General features: G+C 43.7%; 19 protein-coding genes. 8 read left to right on the top strand and 11 right to left on the bottom strand.

Annotated elements, in window-relative coordinates; all coding sequences use genetic code 11:
- Positions 1-34 precede the first annotated feature (34 nt).
- The 6 genes from ACESPU_RS07255 to ACESPU_RS07230 form a co-directional block, all read right to left on the bottom strand.
- Positions 35-1807, bottom strand: coding sequence for a DEAD/DEAH box helicase (locus tag ACESPU_RS07255; RefSeq protein WP_122379030.1), 1773 nt, complete (start codon positions 1805-1807; stop codon positions 35-37).
- Positions 1808-1930: 123 nt separating this feature from the next.
- Positions 1931-2986 (bottom strand): tyrosine-protein phosphatase, encoded by a 1056-nt coding sequence (locus tag ACESPU_RS07250; protein ID WP_008773268.1) that lies wholly within the window; start codon positions 2984-2986, stop codon positions 1931-1933.
- 73 nt (positions 2987-3059) lie between these two features.
- Positions 3060-3989 carry a carbohydrate kinase gene (locus tag ACESPU_RS07245; protein WP_005860579.1) on the bottom strand — a complete coding sequence of 310 codons (930 nt, stop codon included), beginning with the start codon at positions 3987-3989 and terminating at the stop codon, positions 3060-3062.
- A gap of 17 nt (positions 3990-4006) precedes the next feature.
- A complete protein-coding gene (locus tag ACESPU_RS07240) occupies positions 4007-4618 on the bottom strand; it encodes an SIS domain-containing protein (RefSeq protein ID WP_005860581.1) in 612 nt (203 codons plus the stop codon).
- 94 nt (positions 4619-4712) lie between these two features.
- A complete protein-coding gene (locus ACESPU_RS07235; protein ID WP_373133230.1) occupies positions 4713-6359 on the bottom strand; it encodes a M20/M25/M40 family metallo-hydrolase in 1647 nt (548 codons plus the stop codon).
- 4 nt (positions 6360-6363) lie between these two features.
- Positions 6364-7932: an ATP-binding protein gene (locus ACESPU_RS07230; RefSeq protein WP_373133229.1), complete on the bottom strand. Its 1569-nt coding sequence runs from the start codon at positions 7930-7932 to the stop codon at positions 6364-6366.
- Positions 7933-8106: 174 nt separating this feature from the next.
- Here ACESPU_RS07230 and ACESPU_RS07225 point away from each other — a divergent pair, with 174 nt between their 5' ends.
- Positions 8107-9327, top strand: a complete 1221-nt coding sequence (locus tag ACESPU_RS07225; RefSeq protein ID WP_057327054.1) for a pitrilysin family protein — start codon at positions 8107-8109, stop codon at positions 9325-9327.
- Here the strand turns inward: ACESPU_RS07225 and ACESPU_RS07220 are convergent.
- From ACESPU_RS07220 to ACESPU_RS07210, 3 genes are all read right to left on the bottom strand, one after another.
- Positions 9324-10301, bottom strand: coding sequence for an ATP-binding protein (locus ACESPU_RS07220; RefSeq protein ID WP_122144405.1), 978 nt, complete (start codon positions 10299-10301; stop codon positions 9324-9326). The two genes, ACESPU_RS07225 and ACESPU_RS07220, sit on opposite strands and share 4 nt — an antisense overlap.
- Positions 10302-10501: 200 nt before the next feature.
- Positions 10502-11188, bottom strand: a complete 687-nt coding sequence (locus ACESPU_RS07215) for a response regulator transcription factor (protein ID WP_122144404.1) — start codon at positions 11186-11188, stop codon at positions 10502-10504.
- A gap of 20 nt (positions 11189-11208) precedes the next feature.
- Positions 11209-12468 (bottom strand): sensor histidine kinase KdpD, encoded by a 1260-nt coding sequence (locus tag ACESPU_RS07210; protein ID WP_227154312.1) that lies wholly within the window; start codon positions 12466-12468, stop codon positions 11209-11211.
- Between the two features lie 237 nt (positions 12469-12705).
- Here ACESPU_RS07210 and ACESPU_RS07205 point away from each other — a divergent pair, with 237 nt between their 5' ends.
- From ACESPU_RS07205 to ACESPU_RS07180, 6 genes are all read left to right on the top strand, one after another.
- Positions 12706-12867, top strand: coding sequence for a bacteriocin (locus ACESPU_RS07205; RefSeq protein ID WP_008778879.1), 162 nt, complete (start codon positions 12706-12708; stop codon positions 12865-12867).
- Between the two features lie 100 nt (positions 12868-12967).
- Positions 12968-13147 (top strand): hypothetical protein, encoded by a 180-nt coding sequence (locus ACESPU_RS07200; RefSeq protein ID WP_008778878.1) that lies wholly within the window; start codon positions 12968-12970, stop codon positions 13145-13147.
- Between the two features lie 110 nt (positions 13148-13257).
- Complete coding sequence (locus tag ACESPU_RS07195; protein ID WP_008778877.1) at positions 13258-14580, top strand: radical SAM/SPASM domain-containing protein; 1323 nt, start codon at positions 13258-13260, stop codon at positions 14578-14580.
- Positions 14581-14609: 29 nt separating this feature from the next.
- The gene (locus ACESPU_RS07190; protein WP_158556954.1) at positions 14610-16934 is read left to right on the top strand and encodes an outer membrane beta-barrel family protein; all 2325 of its coding nucleotides are present in this window, start codon (positions 14610-14612) and stop codon (positions 16932-16934) included.
- 12 nt (positions 16935-16946) lie between these two features.
- Positions 16947-19151 carry a peptidase domain-containing ABC transporter gene (locus tag ACESPU_RS07185; protein WP_122144403.1) on the top strand — a complete coding sequence of 735 codons (2205 nt, stop codon included), beginning with the start codon at positions 16947-16949 and terminating at the stop codon, positions 19149-19151.
- A gap of 21 nt (positions 19152-19172) precedes the next feature.
- Positions 19173-19655, top strand: coding sequence for a hypothetical protein (locus ACESPU_RS07180; protein ID WP_034526594.1), 483 nt, complete (start codon positions 19173-19175; stop codon positions 19653-19655).
- A gap of 50 nt (positions 19656-19705) precedes the next feature.
- Here ACESPU_RS07180 and ACESPU_RS07175 read toward each other — a convergent pair whose 3' ends face one another.
- A complete protein-coding gene (locus tag ACESPU_RS07175; protein ID WP_122144402.1) occupies positions 19706-20917 on the bottom strand; it encodes an acyloxyacyl hydrolase in 1212 nt (403 codons plus the stop codon).
- A gap of 20 nt (positions 20918-20937) precedes the next feature.
- Positions 20938-22338: an alanine/glycine:cation symporter family protein gene (locus ACESPU_RS07170; protein ID WP_373133228.1), complete on the bottom strand. Its 1401-nt coding sequence runs from the start codon at positions 22336-22338 to the stop codon at positions 20938-20940.
- Between the two features lie 175 nt (positions 22339-22513).
- On the opposite strand from ACESPU_RS07170, the gene ACESPU_RS07165 reads away from it, so the two are divergent.
- Positions 22514-24841: an outer membrane beta-barrel protein gene (locus ACESPU_RS07165; protein WP_373133227.1), complete on the top strand. Its 2328-nt coding sequence runs from the start codon at positions 22514-22516 to the stop codon at positions 24839-24841.
- Positions 24842-24876: the final 35 nt, after the last annotated feature.

The following is a 24876-nucleotide window of genomic DNA, read 5'->3' as shown; positions in this document are numbered from 1 at the left end:
ACGCTTCTTTGATAAATTATGTATAAGTTGTATGTTACTTGCGTTTCTTCCTGCTACGAGGAGTGTCCTCATAGAATTTGCGCTTCGGTTTGTCGTCACTACGGCTGGAACGTCTGCCGCCACGGTCTCCACGGTCACTTTCCCGGCGGCTGTCTCTGCCTCCTCTACCGCTATCCCGTCTGTCTCGGAAGCCATTGCCTCCACGACTGCCTCCACGAGGACTACGTCCACCTTTTCCTCCCTCGCCTTTCGCTTGCGCCGGTTCCACGGAGATACGTCGTCCGTCTACCTCGAAGCCGTTCATCGAGTCCATGACACGGTTGGCTTCTCCCTCTTCTACCTCAAAGAATGAGAAATTATCACGTAAGTCGATACGACCGATACGAACCTTGCCTGGTACGCACTTGTTGACTAACTCGATAAGTTGAGGAGGCGTAAGCTCGTCTGTCTTTCCGAAGTTGATAAAGAAACGGGTGTAACCTTCTTCCGCTTCGCCTCTGCCACCCCGTTTACCTCTCTCTCGGGGAGCGTTCTCGTCTACAACCTCGATATCATCGTTATCTTTATAATAGTCGATCATCCGGTTGAACTCCAAGGATACGACACGTTTGATGATATCTTCCTTATCCAGCCATTCCAATTTACGGTAGATAGAAGGCATCAAACTGGCGATTTCCTCCTCGTTCACTTTCACTTTCTCGATTTGGTCTACCAAGTTGAACAATTGCTTCTCACAGATTTGCTCACCGGTAGGCATCTCGCCCCTGTCGAATTTCTTGTTGATGATCCGTTCGATCTCGCGAATCTTGCCTTTTTCCCTTACGTGGCAGATAGAGATAGCGATACCCGTTTTTCCCGCACGGCCCGTACGTCCGCGGCGGTGGGTATAAGATTCTACCTCATCCGGCAGACCGTAATTGATTACATGGGTTAAGTCATCCACGTCCAAACCACGTGCGGCTACGTCCGTAGCGACCAATAACTGGATATTCTTGATACGGAACTTCTGCATCACGTAGTCACGTTGCGCTTGGCTCAGCTCGCCGTGCAAGGAGTCGGCGTTATAACCGTCTTGAATCAATTTATCGGCGATCTCCTGTGTCTCCTTACGGGTACGGCAGAAGATGATACCGTAGATGTTCGGGTAATAATCGGCTAGACGTTTCAACGCGAGATATTTATCCTGCGCACGAACCATGTAATAGATATCGCGGATATTTTTGTTTCCCTCGTTCTTCCTGCCAATGACGATCTCTTTCGGGTCCTTCATGTATTTCTTGGTGATAGAAGCGATCTCTTTCGGCATGGTAGCGGAGAAGAGCAGCATATTTCGGTTTTCCGGTATAGCCGCCAAGATCTCGTTGATACTGTCGGTGAAACCCATGTTCAACATCTCGTCCGCCTCGTCGAGGATGACGTTCTTTACGTTGCTTAAATCAACCGTCTTGCGGTTCATCAAGTCGATCAAACGTCCCGGGGTAGCCACTACCACGTGTACGCCTCTCTTCAGTGCCTTGATCTGGCTCTCTATACTGGAACCTCCGTATACAGGGAGAACCTTCAGGTTATCGATGTATTTAGAATAATCGTTCAAATCGTCCGCTATCTGTAGGCAAAGCTCGCGTGTCGGACAAAGGATAAGCGCTTGAGGTTGATATTGAGATACATTGATCTTTTGCAGGATCGGCAGGCCGTAAGCGGCTGTCTTACCGGTTCCTGTTTGTGCCAATGCGATTACGTCGTTATCTTCTCCCAGTAAGAAAGGAATCACTTCTTCCTGTACGGGCATGGGCGATTCATAGCCCATCTCTTGAATTGCCTTTAATATCGGTGCGGCAACTCCTAATTCTTCAAATGTTTTCAAAATGCGATTGTGTATATATGATAATATTCAGTGGCCGCAAAGGTACGTAAATAATTCGGATTCATATCAATAAAGTAATATATCTTTTAGCCTTTCACGTTTCTTATCAGTAAGACGTAATCCTTTGGATAAATATTTTTCGGTAGAGCCATACTCTTTCTTGATTTTGTTAAAAACCAAGTCCATGAGTCCCTCGTTGGCCGTAAGGAAGACCGTAATGCTTTCTTGGGCGTCTGTGGAGAGATGTTTCACGATATCAGCTAAATGACTCGTATCGATATATTGATTGGATGTCAAGTAGTCTTCCATGATGGCGTCCCGGGGAATATCCAAGGCGGCGAGTAACATGGCGGTGAGAAACCCGGTACGATCCTTTCCGTAGGAACAACTGATGAGAATGGGGTAATTATCCTCGTTCTGGAACTGTTCCAGTACCTTGGCGAACTGATCGGTATTATCTGTCACGAATTGCAGGTACTCGTCTTCCATATATACCCCGGCGTCTCCTTTCCGCATTCGTCCCTCGATAACACGTTGGGGGGCATCGGCGATCTTGCCGACCGAGATGGGGATTTGCAGGATATTTGCTTTCGTATATTTGATAGGGGCGGTGAGGGTTTCTTGGTTCGTACGGAGGTCGATGATGGTCTTGATCCCTAGATTATCCAATCGGATGGAGTCCCATTCGCTCAAGCTGCTTAACTCGCCGGAGCGAAATACCTTGCCCCATTTCACCGTCTTCCCGTTTGTAGAGGTATAACCGCCTAGATCCCGGAAATTCTGTACACTATCCATAACCGCCGAGCGTGCCCCGATGATCCGTGCGTATTTATCATTAAAAGAAAGGCGGAAATACTTACGTGATATATTATCGTTCGTGATGTAAGTAGCCACGCCATCCTTGATGTTGGCGTAAATGATCGGGGACTCGTTGGTGAAAAGATCCGGGTTGTCGGACACGGTCATCTTGACAATCCCCTCCATTACCGGATCGGTTTCCCATTTTATCACGTAATTTCCGATGTCATCACGTAGGCAAATAGCTCGTATGTCGGGCGCGTTAGAGGAACAACCCACTAACAGGATCACACTGGCGAATAGAGAGAGAATCTTTCCTAACATTGTCTTCTATTATAATAAGCTTTCCTTACAAAGATAGTAAAACAAGTTTTTCCCGCTTCTTCATTAATGATATTTAAGACTGACTAACATACTTCGCCGCGAACTCCTTGGATATATAATTATCATAGCTTTGGCAAACCTCGGAGGCGAGGTCCATTCCGCAGCGGATGATTTTTCCCCAAGTATCCTGATCCAGAGAGGGAAGGTCGGCATGGCGTACGTCATACTTTAGAAGTCCGTAGATAATACCCGCGTTAAAATTGTCGCCGGCGCCGATGGTACTAAGCGGCTGGATTTGCGGGGAATCGAAATGTCGTGTGAAATTACGGGTGTGGAGATTGACTCCGTTTGCCCCGTGAGTTGTTAAGAAACGATCACAATAAAACTGAATATGCTCTTTGTAAACCTCCTGTGCGTCGCTCTTGCCATAAAGGTTCTGGAAGTCCTCGTCCGAGCCCCGGACGATGTCGGCGAATTCCAGATTTTCCAGTACGGTAGGCATGAGGCGGATCGCCTCATGAGCGTGTGCCTTGCGAAAATTGGGATCGTAATAGATGATCGCTTTCCGTTCTTGGGCGTATTGCAGAAATTCTACCATACGAGTCCGCAAGACCGGGTTCAGGGAATAATAAGAGCCAAACACGAAAATATCGTCTTTCTCGATCTTAGGCAGGGGCACCTCCAGCCGTTGCGCCGGGTAATCCTTGTAGAAGATATAATTAGCGTTCTTATCATCGTCCAGAAAAGCGAGTGATATAGGACTTTTCCCATCGGGGAAACGGTCTACGAACTCGGTCGTGATGTGGTTATCTTCCATGAAATCCCGAATCATGTCGCCAACCCGGTCGTTGCCCAGCTCGCTGATAAAGGATACGGGGACATTCAATCGACCTAATGATATCAATCCGTTGAAAACGGAACCACCGGGAACGGCCTTCTGTGGCTGGTCGTTCCTGAAAATGATATCGAGGATGGTTTCTCCTATACCAAAGACTTTTCTCATGACTATATACTGGTTTGTTATTCATTCTTGCTTAGCTCACGGCTCTTGGAGCCTAAGTAGCCCCCGTGATGGCGCTTGGCGTAATCCTTGTTGGTGAAATGGATACGCTTCATGGTTCCGACCACGAGGATATCGCCTATTACCGTCATAACGGTCGTGGAGGTAGTCGGCGTAAGGCCTAACGGGCAAACTTCCTTGGGAGCGCCGGTCAACAGGCATACGTTCGCCTCGGCGGCTAGAGGACTATCCGGGTTACTGGTGATAACGATAAATTTCATGTCTGGCACCAAACCCCTCGTGAGATCTACCAATTCCACCAGTTCACGTGTCTTTCCTGAGTTGGAGATCAATAACATGATATCGTTCTTGCATACGATTCCCAGATCTCCGTGTTGTGCCTCGCTGGGATGTAAGAAAAAAGCAGGTGTACCGGTCGAGCTAAAGGTGGTAGCGATATTCAAGGCGATTTGCCCGGCTTTACCCATTCCACTCATGATCAGTTTTCCACCTAGGTCGTGTACATGTTTCACTATAAGCGATACCGCTTCCTCATATCCGGGCGTAACGGGTATGTTGCGAACCGCTTCCGCTTCCTGCTCCAATAAAGAGGTGATATTTTCGTTTACCATATTGTTGATTGATTGTTTTACGGCATTCCTGCCTGAATAACGATCGCGAAAGTATTTATATTTACTGATATTGGCATCATCTATATCAGACAATTTATCTTTTTAAGACGTTTGCGAACTCTGACTTCGGTTTCCATTTCGGGTATCCGGTATCTTGCGCCAGTTTATAACCGAGGTCGAAGAATAATTGTACTTCTTGTAACAGACCACTGTAATCATCCGTGTCGGGGTGGGTCTGGTCGGTCGGTTTGTGGTACGTTTCCGCCCAATAGCGTGCGATATGCTCTTTGGCCCACTCCTTACCCTGTTTGCGGTTGTCGTTCCAACCTTTGGCGAACATGGCCGGGATGCCTTTTTGTACGAAAGGGAAATGGTCGGAGCGGTAGAACATCCCGTTATAAGCGTCGGGGTCGGGCATGATGTAACGGTTGTATTTCTTCGCTAGCTCGGCTAGAGTATCATCCAGCTCGGAGTTGCCGTATCCGGTGATCGTGACATCGTTGTTCTCGCCCCATAGCGGGAAGACATCCAGATTGATTACGGCGGCTATCTTATCGATCGGGAACAACGGGTGCTCCACATAGTATTTCGTACCGAGGAATCCGGTCTCCTCGCAAGTAGGGGAGAGGAAGACGATATTCCGGCGGGGTTTCTCTTTCAAGGCATTGAAACAACGTGCCATCTCGAGCATCCATGCGATGGCTACGGCGTTATCGGTAGCGCCGTTGATGATACTGTCGCCGTTGATCGGTGCTCCATAGCCTAGATGGTCCCAATGGCCTAGATAAATAACACTCTCATCCGTGTTCCCGCTACCGGGAATATAACCGATTACGTTGGGGCTTTGCTGGCGGTCGAAGGTGTTCCTCATCGAGACGGTTACCGTAGATTTCAAGGAGATGGGCTTGAAGTCCGGCGATTTAGATTGCTCGATTAGTTGGTCAATGTCGTAGCCGTTATCGGCTAGCAATTGCTTGGCGGCATTGAATTGGATCCAGCCGTTTAGCGGGCAATGATAAGCATCGCTGTCGCTGTCCACATACATCTTAGATTGGGCGGAAGCTCGTACGACCGACCAAGGGTAGCCTGCTCCCCGGTCTTCATGGATGATCAAGACTCCTTTTAATCCCTGTCGGGCGCCCTCCTCGAATTTATACATCCAACGGCCGTAATAGGTCATGATATCACCGTTAAAATAATCCGTGTTGTCGCTTCCGAGTCCCGGGTCATTTACGATAACGACCGCTACTTTATCCCGCGGGTTCTCGATTCCCTCGAAATCATTTTTCCCATACTCGGGGGCTACGATCCCATAGCCGGCGAATACCAGTTCCGCGTTGTCTATATCGATCTCCGGCTCGATCCGTGCGGAGAAAGCGGTATAGCCCTCTAGCCAATCCAATGAGATCTTTCCTTCCGGGGTACTCAAGACCATCGGCTTCGGGCATTGCGTACGTGAGGATATGATATTAACCTGTTGGAGATAAGAATCTCCGTTGATGGGTTTCAGGCCGACTTCCTTCATTTGGCGGGCGATATAGTTCACCGCTCGTTCGGCCCCTTCCGAGAATGGTTTACGGCCTTGGCAGGAGTCATGCGAGATGGCCTCGGTGTATCGCTTTAAATGTTCCGTGGTCGCTACGCTTTTCGCTTTCTCTATATCATTACTTCCTCCTCCACAAGCGGTAAAAACCAAGGAAGTGATTGTTAGTAAACAGGTTATTATTTTCATGTTTCTCATAGAATTACAATGTTTTTTCAATCAGCCATTCACCTAAGTTGCGAGTGGCTGCGTCGAAAGCGACACCCACTTTGACTACTTCCCGTTCGTCGGCCGTATAAGGAATCAGATCGCCTCGATCGTCGATTTGCCGGATCGCTTCTTCCGCTGTTCCTTTCAGCTTGAACTCGAATACGTAGATGTAGCGAGGAGTTTTTACGATGGCATCGGCACGTCCTTGGGCCGAACGTACCTCGGCCTCGGTGAATTGCCCTAGTAGCTTGAATACGATGTAGAAGACCACTTGGTAATGACGCTCGGTCCGGTCGTTCAACTCGTAAGGGATATCGGCGAAGAAAGCCTTTAGGCGGGTGAGGAAAGCCTCGGCGTTTCCGTTCTCCAGCTCTTGGATGAACTTCCCGATATAAAAAGGAGTCTCGGTTTCCGGTAAATGCGCATACATGGAGGCGACAAAATTCAAAAATCCATATTTAACTTCCTCATTCGGGTATCCTAACGTATATAACCGGAAACGTTCATCGTAACTTTTAATCGTCAAATATCCACTTTGATAAATCATGGGAACCGGGTTATTGATGTTCGCCCGATCGTCGGAAAGGGATACCTCGGACACCTCGATCCCGTCCAGCTCCCGTATATCGTAATTCGTTTTCCGTAACATCTCCGCCAAGAATGTCGGGGTACCGGAAGCAAACCAATAGTCGTAAAAGACCTGTTTACTCAACACGTTCAATACGCTAAACGGGTTATAAAGGGCGATACCGCTGCGGAAATCAAAATGGTAGCCGTCGTACCGGCGTGTAATTTTCTCGATGGTACCTTCGTATGAAAGCTTATTCGCCTCGGCCAAGGCATGAAGCTCCGGCTGGAAAGTCGCCTCGATCTCGGGCAATGTCATGCCACAAAGGGCCGCGTATTGCGGGGCTAGGCTGATGTCGTTCAAATGATTCAGGTTGCTAAAAATACCGACCTGGGCGAACTTGGTGACACCGGTTATGAATACGAAGCGCAGCCAAGGATCGGCATCTTTGAGGACCGTATAGAAGGCGGTCAATAATTCCCGGAACTCGTTCTGTAGCTCTTCGTTGTGCAGGTTCCTAAGTAATGGCTTATCGTACTCGTCGATCAGTACGACCACCTTCCTTCCGGTTATCTCCGCCGCCCTTCGTATGATGGTCATGAACCGTCCGGAATAGGTGATACCCTCTCCTCCGGTATCATATATTTTTTCCCATTCCCTCAACTGGCGTTCCAGCATATTCTCCAATGCCTTGCGGCTATCGTACAACTCGGCGTTGAGGCTGAAATGAAGTACCGGATGCTCTTTCCACTCGGTCTCTAGTTTCTCTATGGCTAATCCCCGGAACAATTCTTTCTTCCCCTCGAAATAAGCCTTGAATGTCGATAGCAGCAAGCTTTTCCCGAATCGCCGGGGGCGGCTTAGGAAATAAGGGACACCTTGGTATGCCATTTGATAAATGAACTCGGTCTTGTCAACATACAAATAGTTCTCTGTACGTAGTTTGTCAAAACTCTGTATGCCTATCGGTAATTTTCGGACGATATTTCCCATAGCCTTATCTGTTTAATTTACACAAATGTAGGTATTTTTTCCAAGGAGGCAAATAGATCGAAAAAAACACGTACGTCTTTTTCCGGAAACACGTACATGTTTTTTGAAAAAGACGTACATGTTTTTCCGGAAAGTCTTTCGTACCTTTGCGGGCTGATACAAACAAGAAGGAAAATGGATTATATCGCTCATACATTGCCGAATGGACTTCGCATGGTACATCTCCCGGTTAATTCCCCGGTCTCTTACTGCGGTTTCGCCGTGAACGCCGGTACACGGGATGAGAACGAGGATGAGTTTGGCTTGGCGCATTTCGTTGAACACATGATCTTCAAAGGTACGGAGAAACGGAAAGCGTGGCATATCCTGAACCGTATGGAGAACGTAGGAGGGGAGTTGAATGCCTATACTACGAAGGAAGAGACCTTTGTTTATTCCATTTTTATGGAGGAGGATTTCGGCCGGGCGTTTGAGCTATTGACCGATCTGGTTTTCCATTCCCAATTCCCCAAACAGGAGATCGAGAAGGAGGTAGATGTCATCTTGGATGAGATCAATTCGTATGAGGATAGTCCTTCGGAACTTATATTCGACGAGTTTGAGAACTTGCTTTATAAGGGTCATGCCCTCGGGCATAATATCTTAGGGGATGAGGAATCTCTTCTTCGCTTTGACTCCGAGTCCGGTCGTTCTTTCATGCGTCGTTTCTACGCCCCGGAGAATATGGTGTTCTTCTCGATGGGACGAAAAGACTTCAAGAAGATCTTGAAATCAGCGGAATCCGCTTTAAGCGATATCTCTTTCCCTATGGCTGAACGGATCCGGAAAGCTCCGGACCCCATCGAGGCTTGCGTACGCCAGATCCATAAAGATACCCATCAAGCCCATGTACTGATCGGTGGCCGGGCTTTCAGTATGCACGATAAAAAGCGCATTCCTTTATTTTTGTTGAATAATATTTTGGGTGGTCCGGGCATGAATAACCGCTTGAATGTCTCCTTGCGGGAAAAGCATGGCTTGGTCTATAACGTAGAATCCAATATAACCTCTTATACCGATACCGGACTAGCCAGTATCTATTTCGGGACAGACCCGAAGAACCGTGAGAAAGCGATGCGTTTGGTGCATAAGGAATTAGCCCGTTTACGTGACGTAAAACTGTCCGCCACTCAATTAGCCGCCGCCAAGAAGCAGGTAATCGGTCAACTGGGTGTGTCGGGCGATAACCGGGAGGGCCTTTTCCTTGGCTTAGGAAAAAGCTACCTCCATTACAACCGTTACGATACTCTCCCCGAGGTTTTTGCCCAGATCGAGAAACTGACCGCCGAGCAAATCCTAGACGTGGCGAATGAGGTGTTCGCTCCGGAACGGTTGTTTAGCTTAATCTATGATTAAAACGTCAGTTGCAGCCATCGGGACAAGAATACGTCATACACTTGATACCAGCTATTTCGCAAATCCTCTTCCTTGAAGATCATCTCTTTGTCCAACAAAGCCTCTAGCGCCCGCTTGGAATTAGCGGGTGTGCCGATCTTGTATTTGGCGAGAAAGGCTTTAGACTGGGGCTGGAACACTCGCTCTTCTTTCGCGATGGCTATCAGCAATTGCCATTGTACCGGGCTTAGCAATCGTCTGTATTGGATATAGGTAGCTTGTTGGGAAGACAAGAGGTCGCTACAAATGTTTCTTACATCTTCTTCTTGGATGCGTTTTAAGAAAGACGCATATAAATGATTACATAATGTTTGGGTATAATAAGTATGAGTGCGTGTCCACGTGAGAAGAAAATGAATGGCTTCGTCACTAATCTCACGATTTGACTCTGTAAATTTATTCTTGATGAAAGTAGCGTAAAAGTTATTGGGAATGGCGGCTAGCGGCATCATTTGCGTACTGGAGAAGAACGGGCGTTTGGCACTGTTGAACAGTTCGTTCATCATATGCTTGTTGCTGCCGCTGAAAATAAACCGTACATTCTTCAGTTGCTGGATATAGGAGCGTAATAATGCTTCCGTATTGGTTTCCGGGTAGTTGGCTATTTGTTGAAACTCGTCGATAGCGATCAATATTCTTCGATCTTGGGTTTCCAGAAACTGGAAAATGGCCGCCAAGGTTTTCTCGGCGCCTTTTTGTTCGGTAAACTCAAAACTGATTTCCGGTTGTCCTGTTAGCGCATCGTAAGAAAGGATCGGATGGAAACCTTTCAGTAGATCCAGAAAGCGTTTCCCGATACTTTTCTGTTCCGGGATTTGCTGCAAAATGGCTTGTGACAAACTTTCCGTAAATTCCTTTATGGACTGACTCGCATAGATATCATTCCGTTTTCCACGAATTTTCTCAAGGATGAAAGTTCCTCTTCCCGGTCGCAAAAATATTCTCTCCCCATATAACCTGTTGTAGGAAATGGATTTACTTTAGAAGTTGCCATATCTTATACGCTTTTGTTTGCTTACAAAGATAACGAAAATATCATACAAAATGTATCATACAAAATGTATCATACAAAATGTATGATGCGTTTTCTCCCGATTATCCGATGAGTGGCTAGCGAGGATTATGGAACTTATGCTCAAATCCCGGGCTTATGTTTTGTTGCCAGCCTGTAGCCTACCTTGGGTATAGTGGTTAGTTCCAGGGTATCGTCTTCGGACAGGTACTTGCGGAGTTTCGCTATAAAGTTATTCAAGCTCTGTTCGTTCGTATAGCCATCCTCCCAGAGTTCCTGTTCCATTTCTTGTCGGCTGATGGTTTCATCCGGATGATTGGCAAGGAGTGTCAATAATTTACCCTCGGATAGGGTGAGCCTCTTTACGATTTGTTCTCCTTTCATCAGGATATAGTCTTGCGTATAGAGAGTGAGCTGTCCTATCTGTAGGAAGGAAGCATGCGATGAGGTATTTGTATGTCTCTTGATATAAGCCACTAACTCATCAATCTCGAAAGGTTTCTTCAGATATGCGATCCCTCCGGCATCCAATGCCTGCGTCACAAAAGAGCTTTCGGTATGCGACGATACGAAAAGGATGGGTATATCCGGTAAGATAAGCCTCAATTCGGGTGTAGCTTCGATACCATTCTTTTGCCCGATCTCTACATCCAGTATGAGGATATCCGGACATAATTCTTTAATGACAGATCGGATGGCTACAAGGGATGTCTGGTAATAAGTCTCATAGCCAAGACTATCCAATGCTACCGTAACGACATTTCCCAATGCTATATCATCATCGATGAATAAGACTTTTATTTTTCCCATGATCGATTGTTTTTCTTGATTTATTGAAGTGGGACCGTAAAGGTGAATAGGCTACCTTTATTTTCCTCGCTGCTTACCTTTATCTCCCCTTGATGCTCCTCTATAATATATTTGGCTTGCGCCAAGCCGATTCCATATCCTCTTCGGAGTTTATCCTCGTCGCGAGGAACTTGGTAGAATTGGGTGAACAACTTTTTCTGGTGTTGAGGAGCGATTCCCCAGCCATTGTCTTTCACGGAAACGGCGAGTATCTGCTCCTTTGTCTCCATTGTCACCGTCACTTCCACCTCCTCGTCCGAGTATTTCAAGGCGTTCTCCAGCAGGTTCCGTATGACGTTGTCTATGTACATCTTGTCGGCCGGTACGGTGAAGCCCTCCGGCAATTGATTTATGATATGGATATGTTCGTATTTCTCCGGATAGAGAAATGCCAATTCCTGTTTGTTTTTCTCCACTAGCTTCGGGACATCCACCCTCGTTTTATTGAGAACGATCCGGTGCTCGTCTTTCCGGGCGATTACCAGCAGCGATTCGATCGTATATACCAGATGCTTTATGCTGGAAAGCCCGGTCTCTATCATTTTTCTCTTTTGCGGATCATTCTCGGTGGCCTTGAACCAGCTTAACATCGTGACCACGCTATTTAGTGGGGACTTTAAGTCGTGGATGGTACCGTTTATTGTAGCTTTTCGCTTACGTAATAGCTCATTCTGCCGTTTAATCTCTATCAATTGGATGGCCAAACATATGAAAGTAACCAACATGATACATAAAGAGGTGATCAAATCCCATAATTGATGCCAGACAAATTCAAACCAGGGAATGGCCGCTTTAACCTGTAAGAATACATGTCCCTTGGTTCCTATTGGAAATAGCTCTGAGACATAATTCCACGATTTCTTTCCGCTATACCCGACAGAATCGATGGCTAACGTATCCTTATCATATTGTACGATACGATAGGCTAAATTTGGGGGGATAGAATCAGAGAAGATATGGTTAAGGGTATCTAAGTTTAAAGGATTTCCTTCGCTAAAGGCCATATCTTGACGTAGCTGCCCTATCATTTCTCCAACACTTGTGCCTATATTCTGTGTTCTGGCTTGATCTATATTGATCGTATCCCCTGGTTTGGTTATCTTTAATAGGCTATCCCTTTCTTGGGGAGTCATGTCTTCTAATCTTTTATATGTTATAAGACGTTTATCAGTTGATTTAGGAACTAATTTTCGTAGATGAAGCTCCTCGTCAATAGCGATCAGTAAATGATTATTTATCATGATTATTTCTTTTTTCTTATAATTATTATATAGGTTATTTGTGTAACCTATTTGTATACAGGTAATTGCAGTCATGGCTATTAGTGTTATATAATAGAATTTTTTCATCTTATAATTGATTTGATTACGCAAATATAACCAAAGAGTTTGAAAATAATGATATAAATATTATGTTTTCGTTATAAATGATTTGTTTGAAAACCTCTTCCTTTACATTATGAACAAAGAACAGAGAATATGGAAAATTTGAAATTTAAAAAACTTACAGAATTTGAGTTATCTCAGATTCGTGGAGGGGAATGGGTAAATGTGGATGGAGAATGGATATGGATAGAAGATCATGTTATTGATGACATAGGCTATCCGATTAAGAGCCAAAATTATTTAGGTGATTTTTGATTTACCGGTAATTTATAAATAGAAACAGAACCTATCTGTATAACATAGGAGCGAATTCCGAAAAGCTTATGAGTAGGACGAAAATCTAATTTGAAGAGACATGGAAACAAAACACATGACTGTAGAGCTTTTTGAAGCAATCGACAATGAGTCTTTAGAATTGCTTAAAGGCGGGAAGGCCAGAATTCTGAAAACAGAGTTTGAGGTCGCGAAGGATGGTGATGGGTCTGTCATCGGCAACTGTTGTAATGGGAAAAAAGATGACGAAAAGGAGTCGTAATTTGTAATCCATTTTATGGCGTATGTGGAAATAATACATGTAAATATTAATTAAATTCCATGGGTTGAGGAACGTGCTTTGAATCCATGGAATTTTATATAGAATAAATTATGAAAGATGAATTGACTATAAATCAAAATTATGTACTAAGAAAAGGGCTTGATGATCAGTATTCATTATATAATAAGTCTATTCAAAAACGTTATGAACTCTCATACAAGCTATTCTTTATTCTAAATTTATTTAGACATTCGTCCCTTTCTTTGGGATACGTGAAAGAAAAATTCGAGAATATGGGTATCAATATGGATGATTTTTTGGTTTTTCTGAGAAATCCGGAGTTCATAGACTTATTAGTTCCGACAAAGGAATCATTTTGTATACCTGATTTTTATAAAGATAAGAAGAATTTGTCACCATTGACAGAAATAAGTCCAGGACGAATAGATTTTGTTATTACTAAACATTGCAACTTAGCTTGCAAACATTGTTTTGAAGGAGCTTCTCCAAAATTTGGGATACGAGAATATGGTATAGATGTATTTTCCCGCATTTTCAGTGAATTTGATAGGATTAATTTGAAAACTTTGAAAATAACGGGAGGAGAACCTTTCACGGTACCTAATTTTGATCAGATTCTTCTTGAATTATCTAAAAGGCATTTTGAGACAATTGTTTTGACTAATGGTATGCTAATAAAGGATAGAGATATTGAAATCCTCCGGTTGGGTGATATCCATTTAGGGATTTCATTGGATGGATTGGATAGTGAGACTCATGATTTCACTAGGGGAAAGGGAGCTTTTGATGTAATTTCTCGGCAACTATTGAGATTGAGAGATGCAGGTGTTAAATTTGGAATAACTTGCTCTATTAATAAAAGAAACTTTTATCAAATACGGGATATGATTTCTTTTACATTAGATTTCTTGAGAGCAGAGGTCTTGTTCTTGAATTGTTTGCGTCCCGTAGGAAGAGCTGGTGATAATAAAAATTTGTTTTTGAGTGAGGATGAGAGTCAAGAAGTATATAGAGTGTATAATGAAGCCCATAAGAAATATGGTCGTAGACTTGAATTGTCCGACGACCTTTCTTTGGTAGAAAAAGAAAAGAGTGATATTATCGCTTGTTCAGCGGGGAATAGTATTTTGGCTATGGATGAAAATCTTGATATATATCCATGTTTTTATGCTTTTGATCATGAGGAATATGTCATTGGAAATTTGTTACATGAAAGTATAGATGATATTTGGAGATCATCTAAATTGGATAGATTCAGAGGAATAACTCGACTGGATGATTTGGATGATTGTCCAAAATGTCAGTTTAAAAAACAATGTGCATTGAAAAATTGTAGACTTAAGCCCGTCTTTGAGGGCAAGAAATTTACTTCCTCTGTCTCTTATTGCAAGCGAAACGCTTTAGAGATTTAATAATAATGATTAGATAATACAATATGAAAATGGGTGGGAAAGAAAAAAGATGGTTTTTGCTATTTTTTGCAGGTTGGTGGATGACTGTGTTCACTTTAGGGGCTCAGGCAATCTCAGGTACTTTGAAAGATAACAATAATGCCCCATTAAGTTATGCGAATGTGGTTGTTATGACTACAGATTCTTTTTTTGTGGATGGAGGGGTAAGTGATAAGGATGGAGGTTTTCTTATACCGGTTCCGTCTGATGATAATTATTTACTTAAGATATCATCTGTTGGTTTCCAAACTGTTTTTAGAAATTGTACGATTGGTTCCCTAGGCGTTATCGTGATCCCAGAGCAATCATTGGTGTTGGGAGAAGCGGTGGTTATAGCTCATCGTCCTGTATATGAATTGAAAAATGGGAAGTTAATTACAAATGTACAAAATTCCTTGCTGAGTAAAATAGGAACAGCTAGTGATGTGTTGAATCATATACCCGGTGTACAAGGTAAAGATGGTGCCTATTCCGTGTTTGGAAAAGGTACACCTTCTATTTATTTGAATGGACGCTTGGTTCGTGATTTGTCAGAACTGGAAAGGCTTGGATCGGAGAATATTGCTAGGGTTGAAGTGTTGAATAATCCAGGAGTCCAATATGATGCAAGTGTTAAAGCGGTTATACGAATTCGGACGGCTCGTCCGGTTGGTGAAGGGTTGGGGCTGGATGTACGTTCCCGTGTGGAACAGTCGCATAAGTCCGGACTCATGGAGCAATTTAATCTCAAATATAGCAAAAATGGATTAGACCTATTTGGGGGATTCGCTTATACATTGCGGAATTTTTATCAAGAAAGTACGTTAGAGCAGATTACATGCTTAGATACGTTGTGGCGACAAAATTATACGTTTGATACGGATTATAAGCGGCATATTTATGACGGGAATATTGGGATTAACAATCAGTTTAATGAAAGGCATTCGGCAGGAGTCCGCTATTCAATCAATGCTATGCCTAAAAACTCGAAAGTGTCTTTTGTGAGGAGTCAGGTATATGCGAATGAGAGTCAGTACGACTACTGGGAGAATAACAGTCGGACAAATGAACGTAGAGGTCCTAAACAACAATTAAATGCTTATTATACAGGAATGATCGGGAAATTAAATATTGATTTTAACGCAGATTTATTATGGAATAAAGATTATGCAGAGGATTATGCAGAGGAGAGTAGCTTACATTTTGATGATCGCGCAATTTGTTCTTTTTCAGATAATTCAGTTCATTTATTTGCTGCTAAACTAATCTTATCCCATCCTTTATGGGGGGGGGATTTCTCATTTGGAGGTGAATTTGCAAGCATGAAAAAAAACGAGTATTATAAAAATGAGGAAGCTATATTACCAAGTACGGGTAATGTGGCAAAGGAGAAGACGGAAACGGCTTTCTTGGATTATACTCGTTCTTGGGGAAATCTGGATGTTTCTGCGGGAGTTCGATATGAGCATGTGAATTATTCTTTCCAAGATAAGTTTTCCGGAGATTCAGATCTTAGGCGGACTTATGATAACTTGTTTCCTTTTGTTTCTTTGTCTTATCCTATAGGACGAGTTCAAAGCCAGTTGAGCTATTCAGAGAAAATCCATCGTCCGGACTATGGGGATTTAAGTAATAATATTGTATATATAAATCGTTTTTCCTATAAAGGTGGAAATCCAAAGTTACAGCCGGAGATTATTCATAGTTTGAGATTGGATTTATCTTATCAGTGGGTTCAACTATCTTTGGATTATCAACGATTCAACGATGTAATATTGAATGTGGCAGATCCTTATGATAAGGATCCAAGAATAGTGTTCGTAACCTATCGTAACGAAGGACAGCTGGATTGTTTGAACGCATCCCTCTCTTTGTCTCCTAAAATTGGTCTTTGGGAGCCAATGGCATATATAGGGCTTAGGAAACAATGGTTCGATACTCCTTGGATGGACGGTTTCAAAGCTATGAATAAGCCGATGTTGATGTTTAACTTCAATAATGCGTTTAGTTTGCCAAAAGGTTTTGTGGTGCGTGCTGATTTCTCTTATCAGACAAAAGGTGCATCACAAAATTATATATTAAATCAGACAGGGGAAATTGATTTAAGTTTACGGAAATCATTTTTGCAGGATCGTTTGAGCTTTAATCTCCAATGGTTTGATGTAGGGCATTTAAGCCGACAGAATATAGATTTGTATAGTGGTATCAATACTGCCTATCAAAGAGCTAAATTGGATAGTGAGTCTGTCAGGCTAACAGTTCGGTTTAAATTTAATATGGGACGAAATAAATACAAAGGTTCGGGAGCAGGACAAGACGTTATAAACAGATTGTAAATAAATATTCTTATGCGTAGTTTCCCTTTCTATCGACAACACGATGCGATGCAGTGTGGTATCGCATGCTTACGGATGATTTGTGCCTTTTTGGGGAAGAATTATTCGATAGATTCTCTCTCTAAGATATGCTTTGCCAGTAAGGACGGTGTATCCTTACTGGGCATTAGCGAGGCGGCAGGTGAATTAGGTTTGAAAACAACTTGCGGAAAAATGTCTATCGATCAGTTAGCGAAAGTTGAGTTACCTGTGATCTTACATTGGAACCAGAATCATTTTGTAGTTCTTTACAAGATCAAATCCAGAAAAGGGAGGAAAAGTGTTTACTACGTGGCGGACCCGGGAAATGGTCTGATGCAATATCAGGAGAAGGATTTTGTGGATCGTTGGATAACGGTCCGCTCGAAAGGAGAGGATAAGGGAGTTGCCATGATCATACAGCCTACGCCTGCTTTTTATCAACAAGAATCTACTCAGGCTGCGGGAAAACGTACTTTCGCTTTTTTGCTTGGTTATTTCAAGCAATTCAAATATTATTTCGGACAGATTATCTTAGGGTTGATTGTAGGCTGCGTTTTGCAGCTAATCTTTCCCTTCTTGACACAAGCGATTGTTGATGTGGGTATCACACATAAGGATTTGAGCTTTATCTGGCTAATCTTGCTTGGACAACTTACCCTTATTTTCAGCCAAACGATCTTGGATTTTATCCAGCGATGGATCTTGCTCCATATCAGCATGCGCATCAATATATCCCTTATCTCGGATTTCTTTATTAAGTTACTAAAGCTCCCGATGGGTTTTTTCGATACAAAGTTGATGGGAGACTTGATACAACGGATGGGTGATCATAAGCGGGTGGAGCAATTTCTCACAACTCAGTCATTGACGGTTTTGTTCTCGTTTTTGACATTTGTTGTTTTCGGGATCGTACTATTGATATATGATAAGATGATATTTCTGATTTTCGTGATGGGGAGCGTGTTGTACGGCGTATGGATCGCATTTTTCTTGCGTAAGCGTAAGGTGCTGGATTATGAACTATTTGAGAAACAGGCGGAGAATAATAATAAGACTTACCAGTTCATCACCACTATGCAGGAGATCAAGTTGCAGGATTGCGAGCAACGTCGCCGTTGGGAGTGGGAGGATGTACAGGCTGGATTATTTCATTTGCAAATGCGTAGCTTGAAGTTGAAACAGGCACAAGAGGCCGGTGGAGTATGTATTACCCAAGTGAAGAATATCTTGATAACGATTTTGGCAGCTACCTCGGTGTTGGAGGGACAGATGACCTTGGGTATGATGCTGGCGGTACAATATATTATTGGGCAGTTGAACAGGCCGGTTGAACAATTGATGAACTTCATTTATGCGTCTCAAGATGTGAAGATCAGCTTGGATCGTATCAATGAGATCCATGCGCAAATGAATGAGGAGGACCATTCCGACTCTTTGGCTACTTATCCGGATGATAACCGGGATTTGTCTTTTCGGAATGTCGATTTTAAGTATGATCCGCACAGTCTCCGAAAGACGATAGATGATGTGAGTTTTACGGTTCCCGGAGGGAAGGTGACCGCTATTGTCGGTACCAGTGGCAGTGGTAAAACTACGTTGATTAAATTGTTATTAGGTTATTATCCGGTATCAGGAGGGAAGATCTGTATCGGGAATACCCCAATTAGTGAGTTGAATCTGAAATGGTGGCGGCGTCAATGCGGTGTCGTTATGCAGGATGGGGTTGTTTTTTCTGAATCGATCGCACGAAATATTGCCGTGGATGATGGAGAGATTGATGCGGGGCGGTTACTCCGGGCCGTAGATATATCGAATATAAAAAGTTTTATTATGAGACTGCCATTGAAATACAATACACAAATCGGTCCGGATGGTGTTGGGCTTAGTCAAGGACAGAAACAACGTATCTTGATAGCTAGGGCTGTTTATAAAAATCCGGAATATATTTTCTTGGATGAGGCCACTAATGCGTTGGATGCCGAGAACGAGCGGGTTATCGTGGGGAACTTGAATGATTTTTATAGAGGTAAGACCGTAGTTGTTGTCGCTCATCGGCTGAGTACCGTGAAAAATGCGGATCAGATCATTGTGATTGATAACGGGAAAATCGTTGAGGTTGGGAATCACAAATCATTGTGTGAAAAACGTGGTGCTTATTATAATTTAGTGGAGAATCAATTGGAATTAGGGTCTTGAGAATGAGAAAGGTATATGCGTATGGCAGAGTATGATAATATAGAGTTGCGTAGTGAGAAGGTACAGGAGATAATTGGTAAGGCTCCAGGTGGAATCGTGCGTGACGGCATCGGGATGTTGACAACAGTGCTTGTCTGTTTAGCGTTGGTAGCATGCTTTATACCTTATCCGGAGAATGTGACGGTGAGTGTTTTTGTTACACAGGTAGATGAGCGGTATGTGGAAGTGACGGCACTTGTACCTTACCGGTTTATCACGAAAGTTCATAAAGGTATGTCGGCCGATATTGAGTTTGAAGGGTACGCCTCATCAGAGTATGGATTATTGAAAGCGGAAATAGAAGGGTTAGAAGATTCTATTGTTACGGTATCGGGAGACAACTTCTTCTCTACGAAGCTTATTATAGAAAAAAAGGATATAGAGCTATACCACTTACAAGTAAAGATGAAAGGCACAGCTTCAATTTTACTTTCAAAAAGAAGTTTGATCGATATGTTTTCTTAGATTTTATGAACGATTGAACTTTATAATCTTAGCAAGCGGGATATTATCTTTTATTTATTATGGAACCTATACCCAACTCCCAACATCAAGTTATTCGGATTATGGAACTTGTGCAGTTGGTATCCGACATGCAGGAATAAATTTCGTGTAACCGATACCTTGAGGGCTAGGATCTGGTATAATCCTTTCAGGTCGCCTTTGTTGTAGAATAAATTATGTCCGACTCCTATATTGATCGAGAAGAATGGCATCGTGAACTCGCCACGGGCGGAGAGGCCGATACCGATTTGCTCGTGTAGGGGCGGGCGGTAGAATCGGGGTTCTTCGCCGACTTGGATGATCTCGTCGGAATAAATATTTGCGCTTTCGTCATATTGGCCGTCTAGGGAGATACCTGCTTTTAGGAACCGGTTGAATTTGTACATCGGGTTGAGGTTGAATCCAAGGATGCCGAACTGACCTGGAAAAATATGGGCCTCATCACCTAGCATAACCCCCTTAGCACGGGTCGCACCATATAGGATGACATCGTAACTGACACGTTGCCAAAAGCTGGAGAGGTATAATTGATTTGCCGGTAAGGAACGTGCGGTACCTATCTCATGATGGCTTTCCTCGATAGGATTGAGCGTGTAGACGAGTCCGATCCGGCCGCCAATCGTATTCAATCCCGCATTCGGAAGATGAGTATTTCCGTTTGAGTAGTGCGTTAAATCCGCCCCGACGAGCAGGTTGCAATAACGGGATAGTTTCGCGTTGAGGAAAAATCCCAGATTGATATAGGCATTGATCTTAGAACCGATGATCTTATTACGGTAATTATTGTTATCATCATACGGATGCCACCCGAATGAGGCTCCGAAATTCCATTCATAATCGAAGGATAGCCGGGAAGAGATCTTGGCGATGCGGGAACTTTGGAAAACATACGCCGCCCAAGGATTACCTACTTCCTGCCGATTGCCAAAGGTATTATAAGAGATGCCTATTCCTTGGTAAGTGTGCGGATAGAGCTGGCCCTCCTTAGAGTTAGGATTCAGTTGGAACCCGTATTTCAAATGGAATGAAGCCGCCTTACGTAAAGTAAGCCCGTTTCCATAGCCATCATCTTTTAGGAATTTGCTAGTCGGGGCGACATACGAGGGACGTACGTCGAATCCAATTTTGTGGATTAGGGATTTATTATCATCTTGAGCTTTTACCGTACAGGTCCATATCATCATGACCGCTATGTAAAAGCTTATCATCTTGCTTTTTATCATACTTCAATACGTTTGTCTGATCACCAACACTGCGCTTTGTCTTTCAACTCGGGTATCTTGTTCTTATCGAATACAGGGCTTTTAATACCCGCTTTCTTTTGGGCTACGTAATCCTGTAATAATAGGAACGCCTGACGGCTCAACAATGAGATCGCGATCAAATTACAGATCGTCATCAGTCCCATGGTCACGTCTGCTAGGCTCCAAGCCAAGTCTAAACTAGCCAACGCACCGAACATGACCATTCCACCGACTAATATACGGTAAATAAATAAGACACTTCTCTTGGACGTGATAAAACGAATATTCGCTTCTCCGTAATAGTAATTACCGATAATACTACTGAACGCGAACAAAAGGATCGCTAAAGCGACAAACGTACTGCCGATGCTACCCACCTCGTTGCTCAAAGCTTGTTGCGTGAGCTGGACTCCATTGATGGAGCCGTCTAATGGCGCTCCGCTAAACAAGATGATGAACGCTGTGCAGGTACAGATAATCAGCGTGTCGGTAAATACGCCTAATGCTTGGATCAATCCTTGTTTGACCGGATGGGAGACATGCGCCGTAGCCGCTACGTTCGGTGCCGATCCCATACCGGCCTCATTACTGAATAGACCTCGTTTAATCCCTTGCATCAACGCCGCTCCGACACTGCCGCCTATCGCCTGTTCCCAACCAAAAGCGTTTGACAGAATGGTTTCTATAACAGCGGGTAGGCGGGTAATATTAAACAGTACGATTCCCAACGCCAATGCTATATATCCTAATGCCATGACCGGTACGACAATACTGCTTACTTTCGCGATGCGCTGAATACCTCCGAATATGACGATTAACGTAAGTACCGTAAGAATCGCCCCGATCCAAGCATGATCGATGCCAAAAGCGCCTTCCCAAGCTGCGCAGATGGTATTGCTTTGCACGGAATTAAAGGCAAAACCAAAGGTTATCGAAATCAATACGGCAAATAATACGCCCATCCATCGTAACCCCAAACCATGTAGCATATAGTAAGCGGGACCGCCAATGAACGAGTCTTTCCCTTTTTCTTTATATAATTGAGCTAACGTAGATTCCACGAATGCGCTGGAAGAACCCAATAAAGCGATCAGCCACATCCAGAATACGGATCCGGATCCGCCGATCGCTACGGCTGTCGCTACACCGGCTAGGTTTCCGGTCCCTACACGGCTGGCTAAAGATACGGCGAAGGCTTGGAAAGAGGAGATATGCTTTTCCCCTTTTTCTCCTTTCCCGGCAGAATCGCCTAATAATCGGATCATCTCGCCAATCATGCGGAATTGTACGAACCTACTTTTTATCGTAAACCATACGGCGCATCCCAATAACATGATAATAAGGATGTATGACCATAATATATCGTTGACTCCGTTGATCCAATTATTCAATAGCTCCATGATTTATAATCTGTTGTTTGGTTACAAAGATACGTATCTACGAAGCAAATTCATCGAAATATTATTTTTTTATCATTTTCTTGTAACGTTTTCCAAACGGCTGTCGTCTTATAGTTAGAAACAAATGATAAGCGGGAAAGGCCACCCTGCTATATTCGGAAAAAATACGATAAAAATGAAACGGATGATGATTTGGATCATACTGCTAGGCGGTATGGTACAGGGAGCTTTTGCTCAGAACTTAGAGATAAAGGGAATGGTGTGGGACGCTCGCAACAAAGAAATCTTGGAATTTGCAAATGTGGTATTGCAAACAATGGACTCTTCTTTTGTAGCGGGTACGACTACGGATATGAAGGGGCATTTTTTATTAAATAAGATTAAAAAAGGGAGTTATATTCTATCTGTCTCTAGTCTAGGCTTTAAGACGGAGTATATTTCCTTGGAAGGCTTGTCCAAGAATATTTCTTTGGGAGAAATATCCTTAAATGATGATGCGGTATCCTTAGACGGGGTGACGGTTAGCGCCTCTGCCCAGACGAGCCATGCCGATAAAAAAGTGGTCTTCCCATCGGAGCGCCAGATGAAGGCTTCGGGAAACGGTATGGATTTGTTGCAGCAGATGATGCTACCGAGAGTGCAGGTGGATTTGTTGAACAGTGAGATCAAGGCCACGGGAAATGGGGTAGTCCAAGTGCGTATCAATGGCGTGAAGGTGGAACAGGATGAGATCAAGGCCTTGAATCCCTCGGACATCATTCGTATAGAATATCATGATAACCCGGGCTTACGTTATGGTAATGCCGATATCGTGCTGGATTATATTGTTCGCCGGCCGGATACGGGAGGTAGTTTTGGTCTGGACATGGCGCAAGGTATCAATTCCATGTGGGGTGAACATAATGCTTGGGGAAAGATCAATCATAAGAACTCGGAATGGGGCGCTTCTTATCGGATCGGTCCTCGTGATTTCTATGGAATGAAACGGAATAACGAGGAAGAGTTCCATTTAGCGAATGGAACGACCTTGAACCGTGTGGAAATAGGCGAACCTTCGCGCGCTCGTTTGTTCATGCATAACCTGAATGTGAACTATAGCTATCAAAAGCCGGATAAGTATATGTTTAACGCCACGTTCCGCTACCGGAATAATCATCAACCGCATTGGGATTATCAAGGAGTCTTGATGAATAAGGCGAATCCGGAGGATAAAGTGGATATGATCGATCTATCGGGATCAGCCTATCAAGCTCCTGCGCTGGATTTGTATTACCAACGGAATTTGAAGCATAACCAGACCTTGGTGTTTAACGTGGTAGGGACTTATAACCAAACGAAATCGACCCGTATCTATCAAGAGAGTAAACATGAACAATTGTTGACTGATGTAAATAATGTGGTGGATGGTGATAAATACTCGATTATCGGCGAGGCTATCTATGAGAAGAAATTAACGAATGGTAATCGGTTGAGCGGCGGTTTACGCCATAACCAATCTTTCTCGGATAACAGTTATATCAATGGGCATAACTATAAGACGCATATGGAACAGATGGAGAGTTCCGTATATGCGGAATTCAAGGGAAAGGTGAAAAAACTGGATTACTCATTGGGTGTGACCGTGAATCGATCGTCTTATAGCCAACGGGGTGAGGATGCGGATTATGAACGTTATACGGTGAGTCCCCGGTTGACCTTGTTTTATGCTTTGCCCGGGGAATCTTCCATCCGTTTGAAATCAACGATGGGGAATGTGACTCCTTCTTTGGGTGAGCTGAGCGCTATCGACCAAGTGATCGATTCCTTGCAAATACAGCGGGGTAATCCTAACTTGAAGTCTTATATGAGTTATTATACGGAATTGAATTACGAGTTTCGCAAAGGTCTGTTTTACGTGAATGCCTTGGGCGCTTATGAGTATCAGCCGGACGCTATCATGGACGAGAAATATCTGGAAGGGAATAAGATCATCCAGACTTGGGATAATCAGAAAAACTGGCAACGGGTTGTCGCTTCCGTCAACTTGCGGGTCGGTCCGATCAAGGACATCTTGCAATTTTCAGTCAATGGTGGTATGAACCATTATATGAGTAACGGTAATACCTACACGCATCGATATACGAACTGGTGGTGCGACGCGAATGTTTCCGTTACTTGGAAGAATTGGTCACTCATGTATATGTTGATGACGAATTGGAACTGGTTTAAGGGCGAGACGATGAGTGGGGGTGAGAATATCCAAGGAATCCAGCTCGGTTATAGGCATAAAGACTTGATGGTTGGCTTGCGTGTCTTTAATCCGTTTACGGATAACTATAAGCAGGAGACCGAGAACTGGAACCAATACGCCTCTTTCCACCGTTCGAATTACATCAAGGAAAGTTCCCGTTTGTTTGTGGCGACGATTTCCTATAACTTCTCTTTCGGCCGTAAATTTAGCGCTGGTCAGAAGAAAGTGAATAATGCCGATAATGACTCGGGGGTAATGAGTACCGGTAAATAAGGGAATATTTTATATCTTTGAGGGAAAATAAAATG

It is taken from the genome of Parabacteroides sp. 20_3, from assembly GCF_964238835.1.
Lineage (GTDB): Bacteria > Bacteroidota > Bacteroidia > Bacteroidales > Tannerellaceae > Parabacteroides > Parabacteroides distasonis.
The sequence above is the reverse complement of the archived record's forward strand: the minus strand, read 5'-3'. Positions and strand labels throughout refer to the sequence as shown.

Coding starts and splice junctions, on each gene's coding strand:
- ACESPU_RS07255 (WP_122379030.1), bottom strand. CDS start 1,807: ATGGGCTATGAATCGCCCATGCCCGTACAGGAAGAAGTGATTCCTTTC.
- ACESPU_RS07250 (WP_008773268.1), bottom strand. CDS start 2,986: ATGTTAGGAAAGATTCTCTCTCTATTCGCCAGTGTGATCCTGTTAGTG.
- ACESPU_RS07245 (WP_005860579.1), bottom strand. CDS start 3,989: ATGAGAAAAGTCTTTGGTATAGGAGAAACCATCCTCGATATCATTTTC.
- ACESPU_RS07240 (WP_005860581.1), bottom strand. CDS start 4,618: ATGGTAAACGAAAATATCACCTCTTTATTGGAGCAGGAAGCGGAAGCG.
- ACESPU_RS07235 (WP_373133230.1), bottom strand. CDS start 6,359: ATGAGAAACATGAAAATAATAACCTGTTTACTAACAATCACTTCCTTG.
- ACESPU_RS07230 (WP_373133229.1), bottom strand. CDS start 7,932: ATGGGAAATATCGTCCGAAAATTACCGATAGGCATACAGAGTTTTGAC.
- ACESPU_RS07225 (WP_057327054.1), top strand. CDS start 8,107: ATGGATTATATCGCTCATACATTGCCGAATGGACTTCGCATGGTACAT.
- ACESPU_RS07215 (WP_122144404.1), bottom strand. CDS start 11,188: ATGGGAAAAATAAAAGTCTTATTCATCGATGATGATATAGCATTGGGA.
- ACESPU_RS07210 (WP_227154312.1), bottom strand. CDS start 12,468: ATGATAAATAATCATTTACTGATCGCTATTGACGAGGAGCTTCATCTA.
- ACESPU_RS07205 (WP_008778879.1), top strand. CDS start 12,706: ATGGAAAATTTGAAATTTAAAAAACTTACAGAATTTGAGTTATCTCAG.
- ACESPU_RS07200 (WP_008778878.1), top strand. CDS start 12,968: ATGGAAACAAAACACATGACTGTAGAGCTTTTTGAAGCAATCGACAAT.
- ACESPU_RS07195 (WP_008778877.1), top strand. CDS start 13,258: ATGAAAGATGAATTGACTATAAATCAAAATTATGTACTAAGAAAAGGG.
- ACESPU_RS07190 (WP_158556954.1), top strand. CDS start 14,610: ATGGGTGGGAAAGAAAAAAGATGGTTTTTGCTATTTTTTGCAGGTTGG.
- ACESPU_RS07185 (WP_122144403.1), top strand. CDS start 16,947: ATGCGTAGTTTCCCTTTCTATCGACAACACGATGCGATGCAGTGTGGT.
- ACESPU_RS07180 (WP_034526594.1), top strand. CDS start 19,173: ATGGCAGAGTATGATAATATAGAGTTGCGTAGTGAGAAGGTACAGGAG.
- ACESPU_RS07175 (WP_122144402.1), bottom strand. CDS start 20,917: ATGATAAAAAGCAAGATGATAAGCTTTTACATAGCGGTCATGATGATA.
- ACESPU_RS07170 (WP_373133228.1), bottom strand. CDS start 22,338: ATGGAGCTATTGAATAATTGGATCAACGGAGTCAACGATATATTATGG.
- ACESPU_RS07165 (WP_373133227.1), top strand. CDS start 22,514: ATGAAACGGATGATGATTTGGATCATACTGCTAGGCGGTATGGTACAG.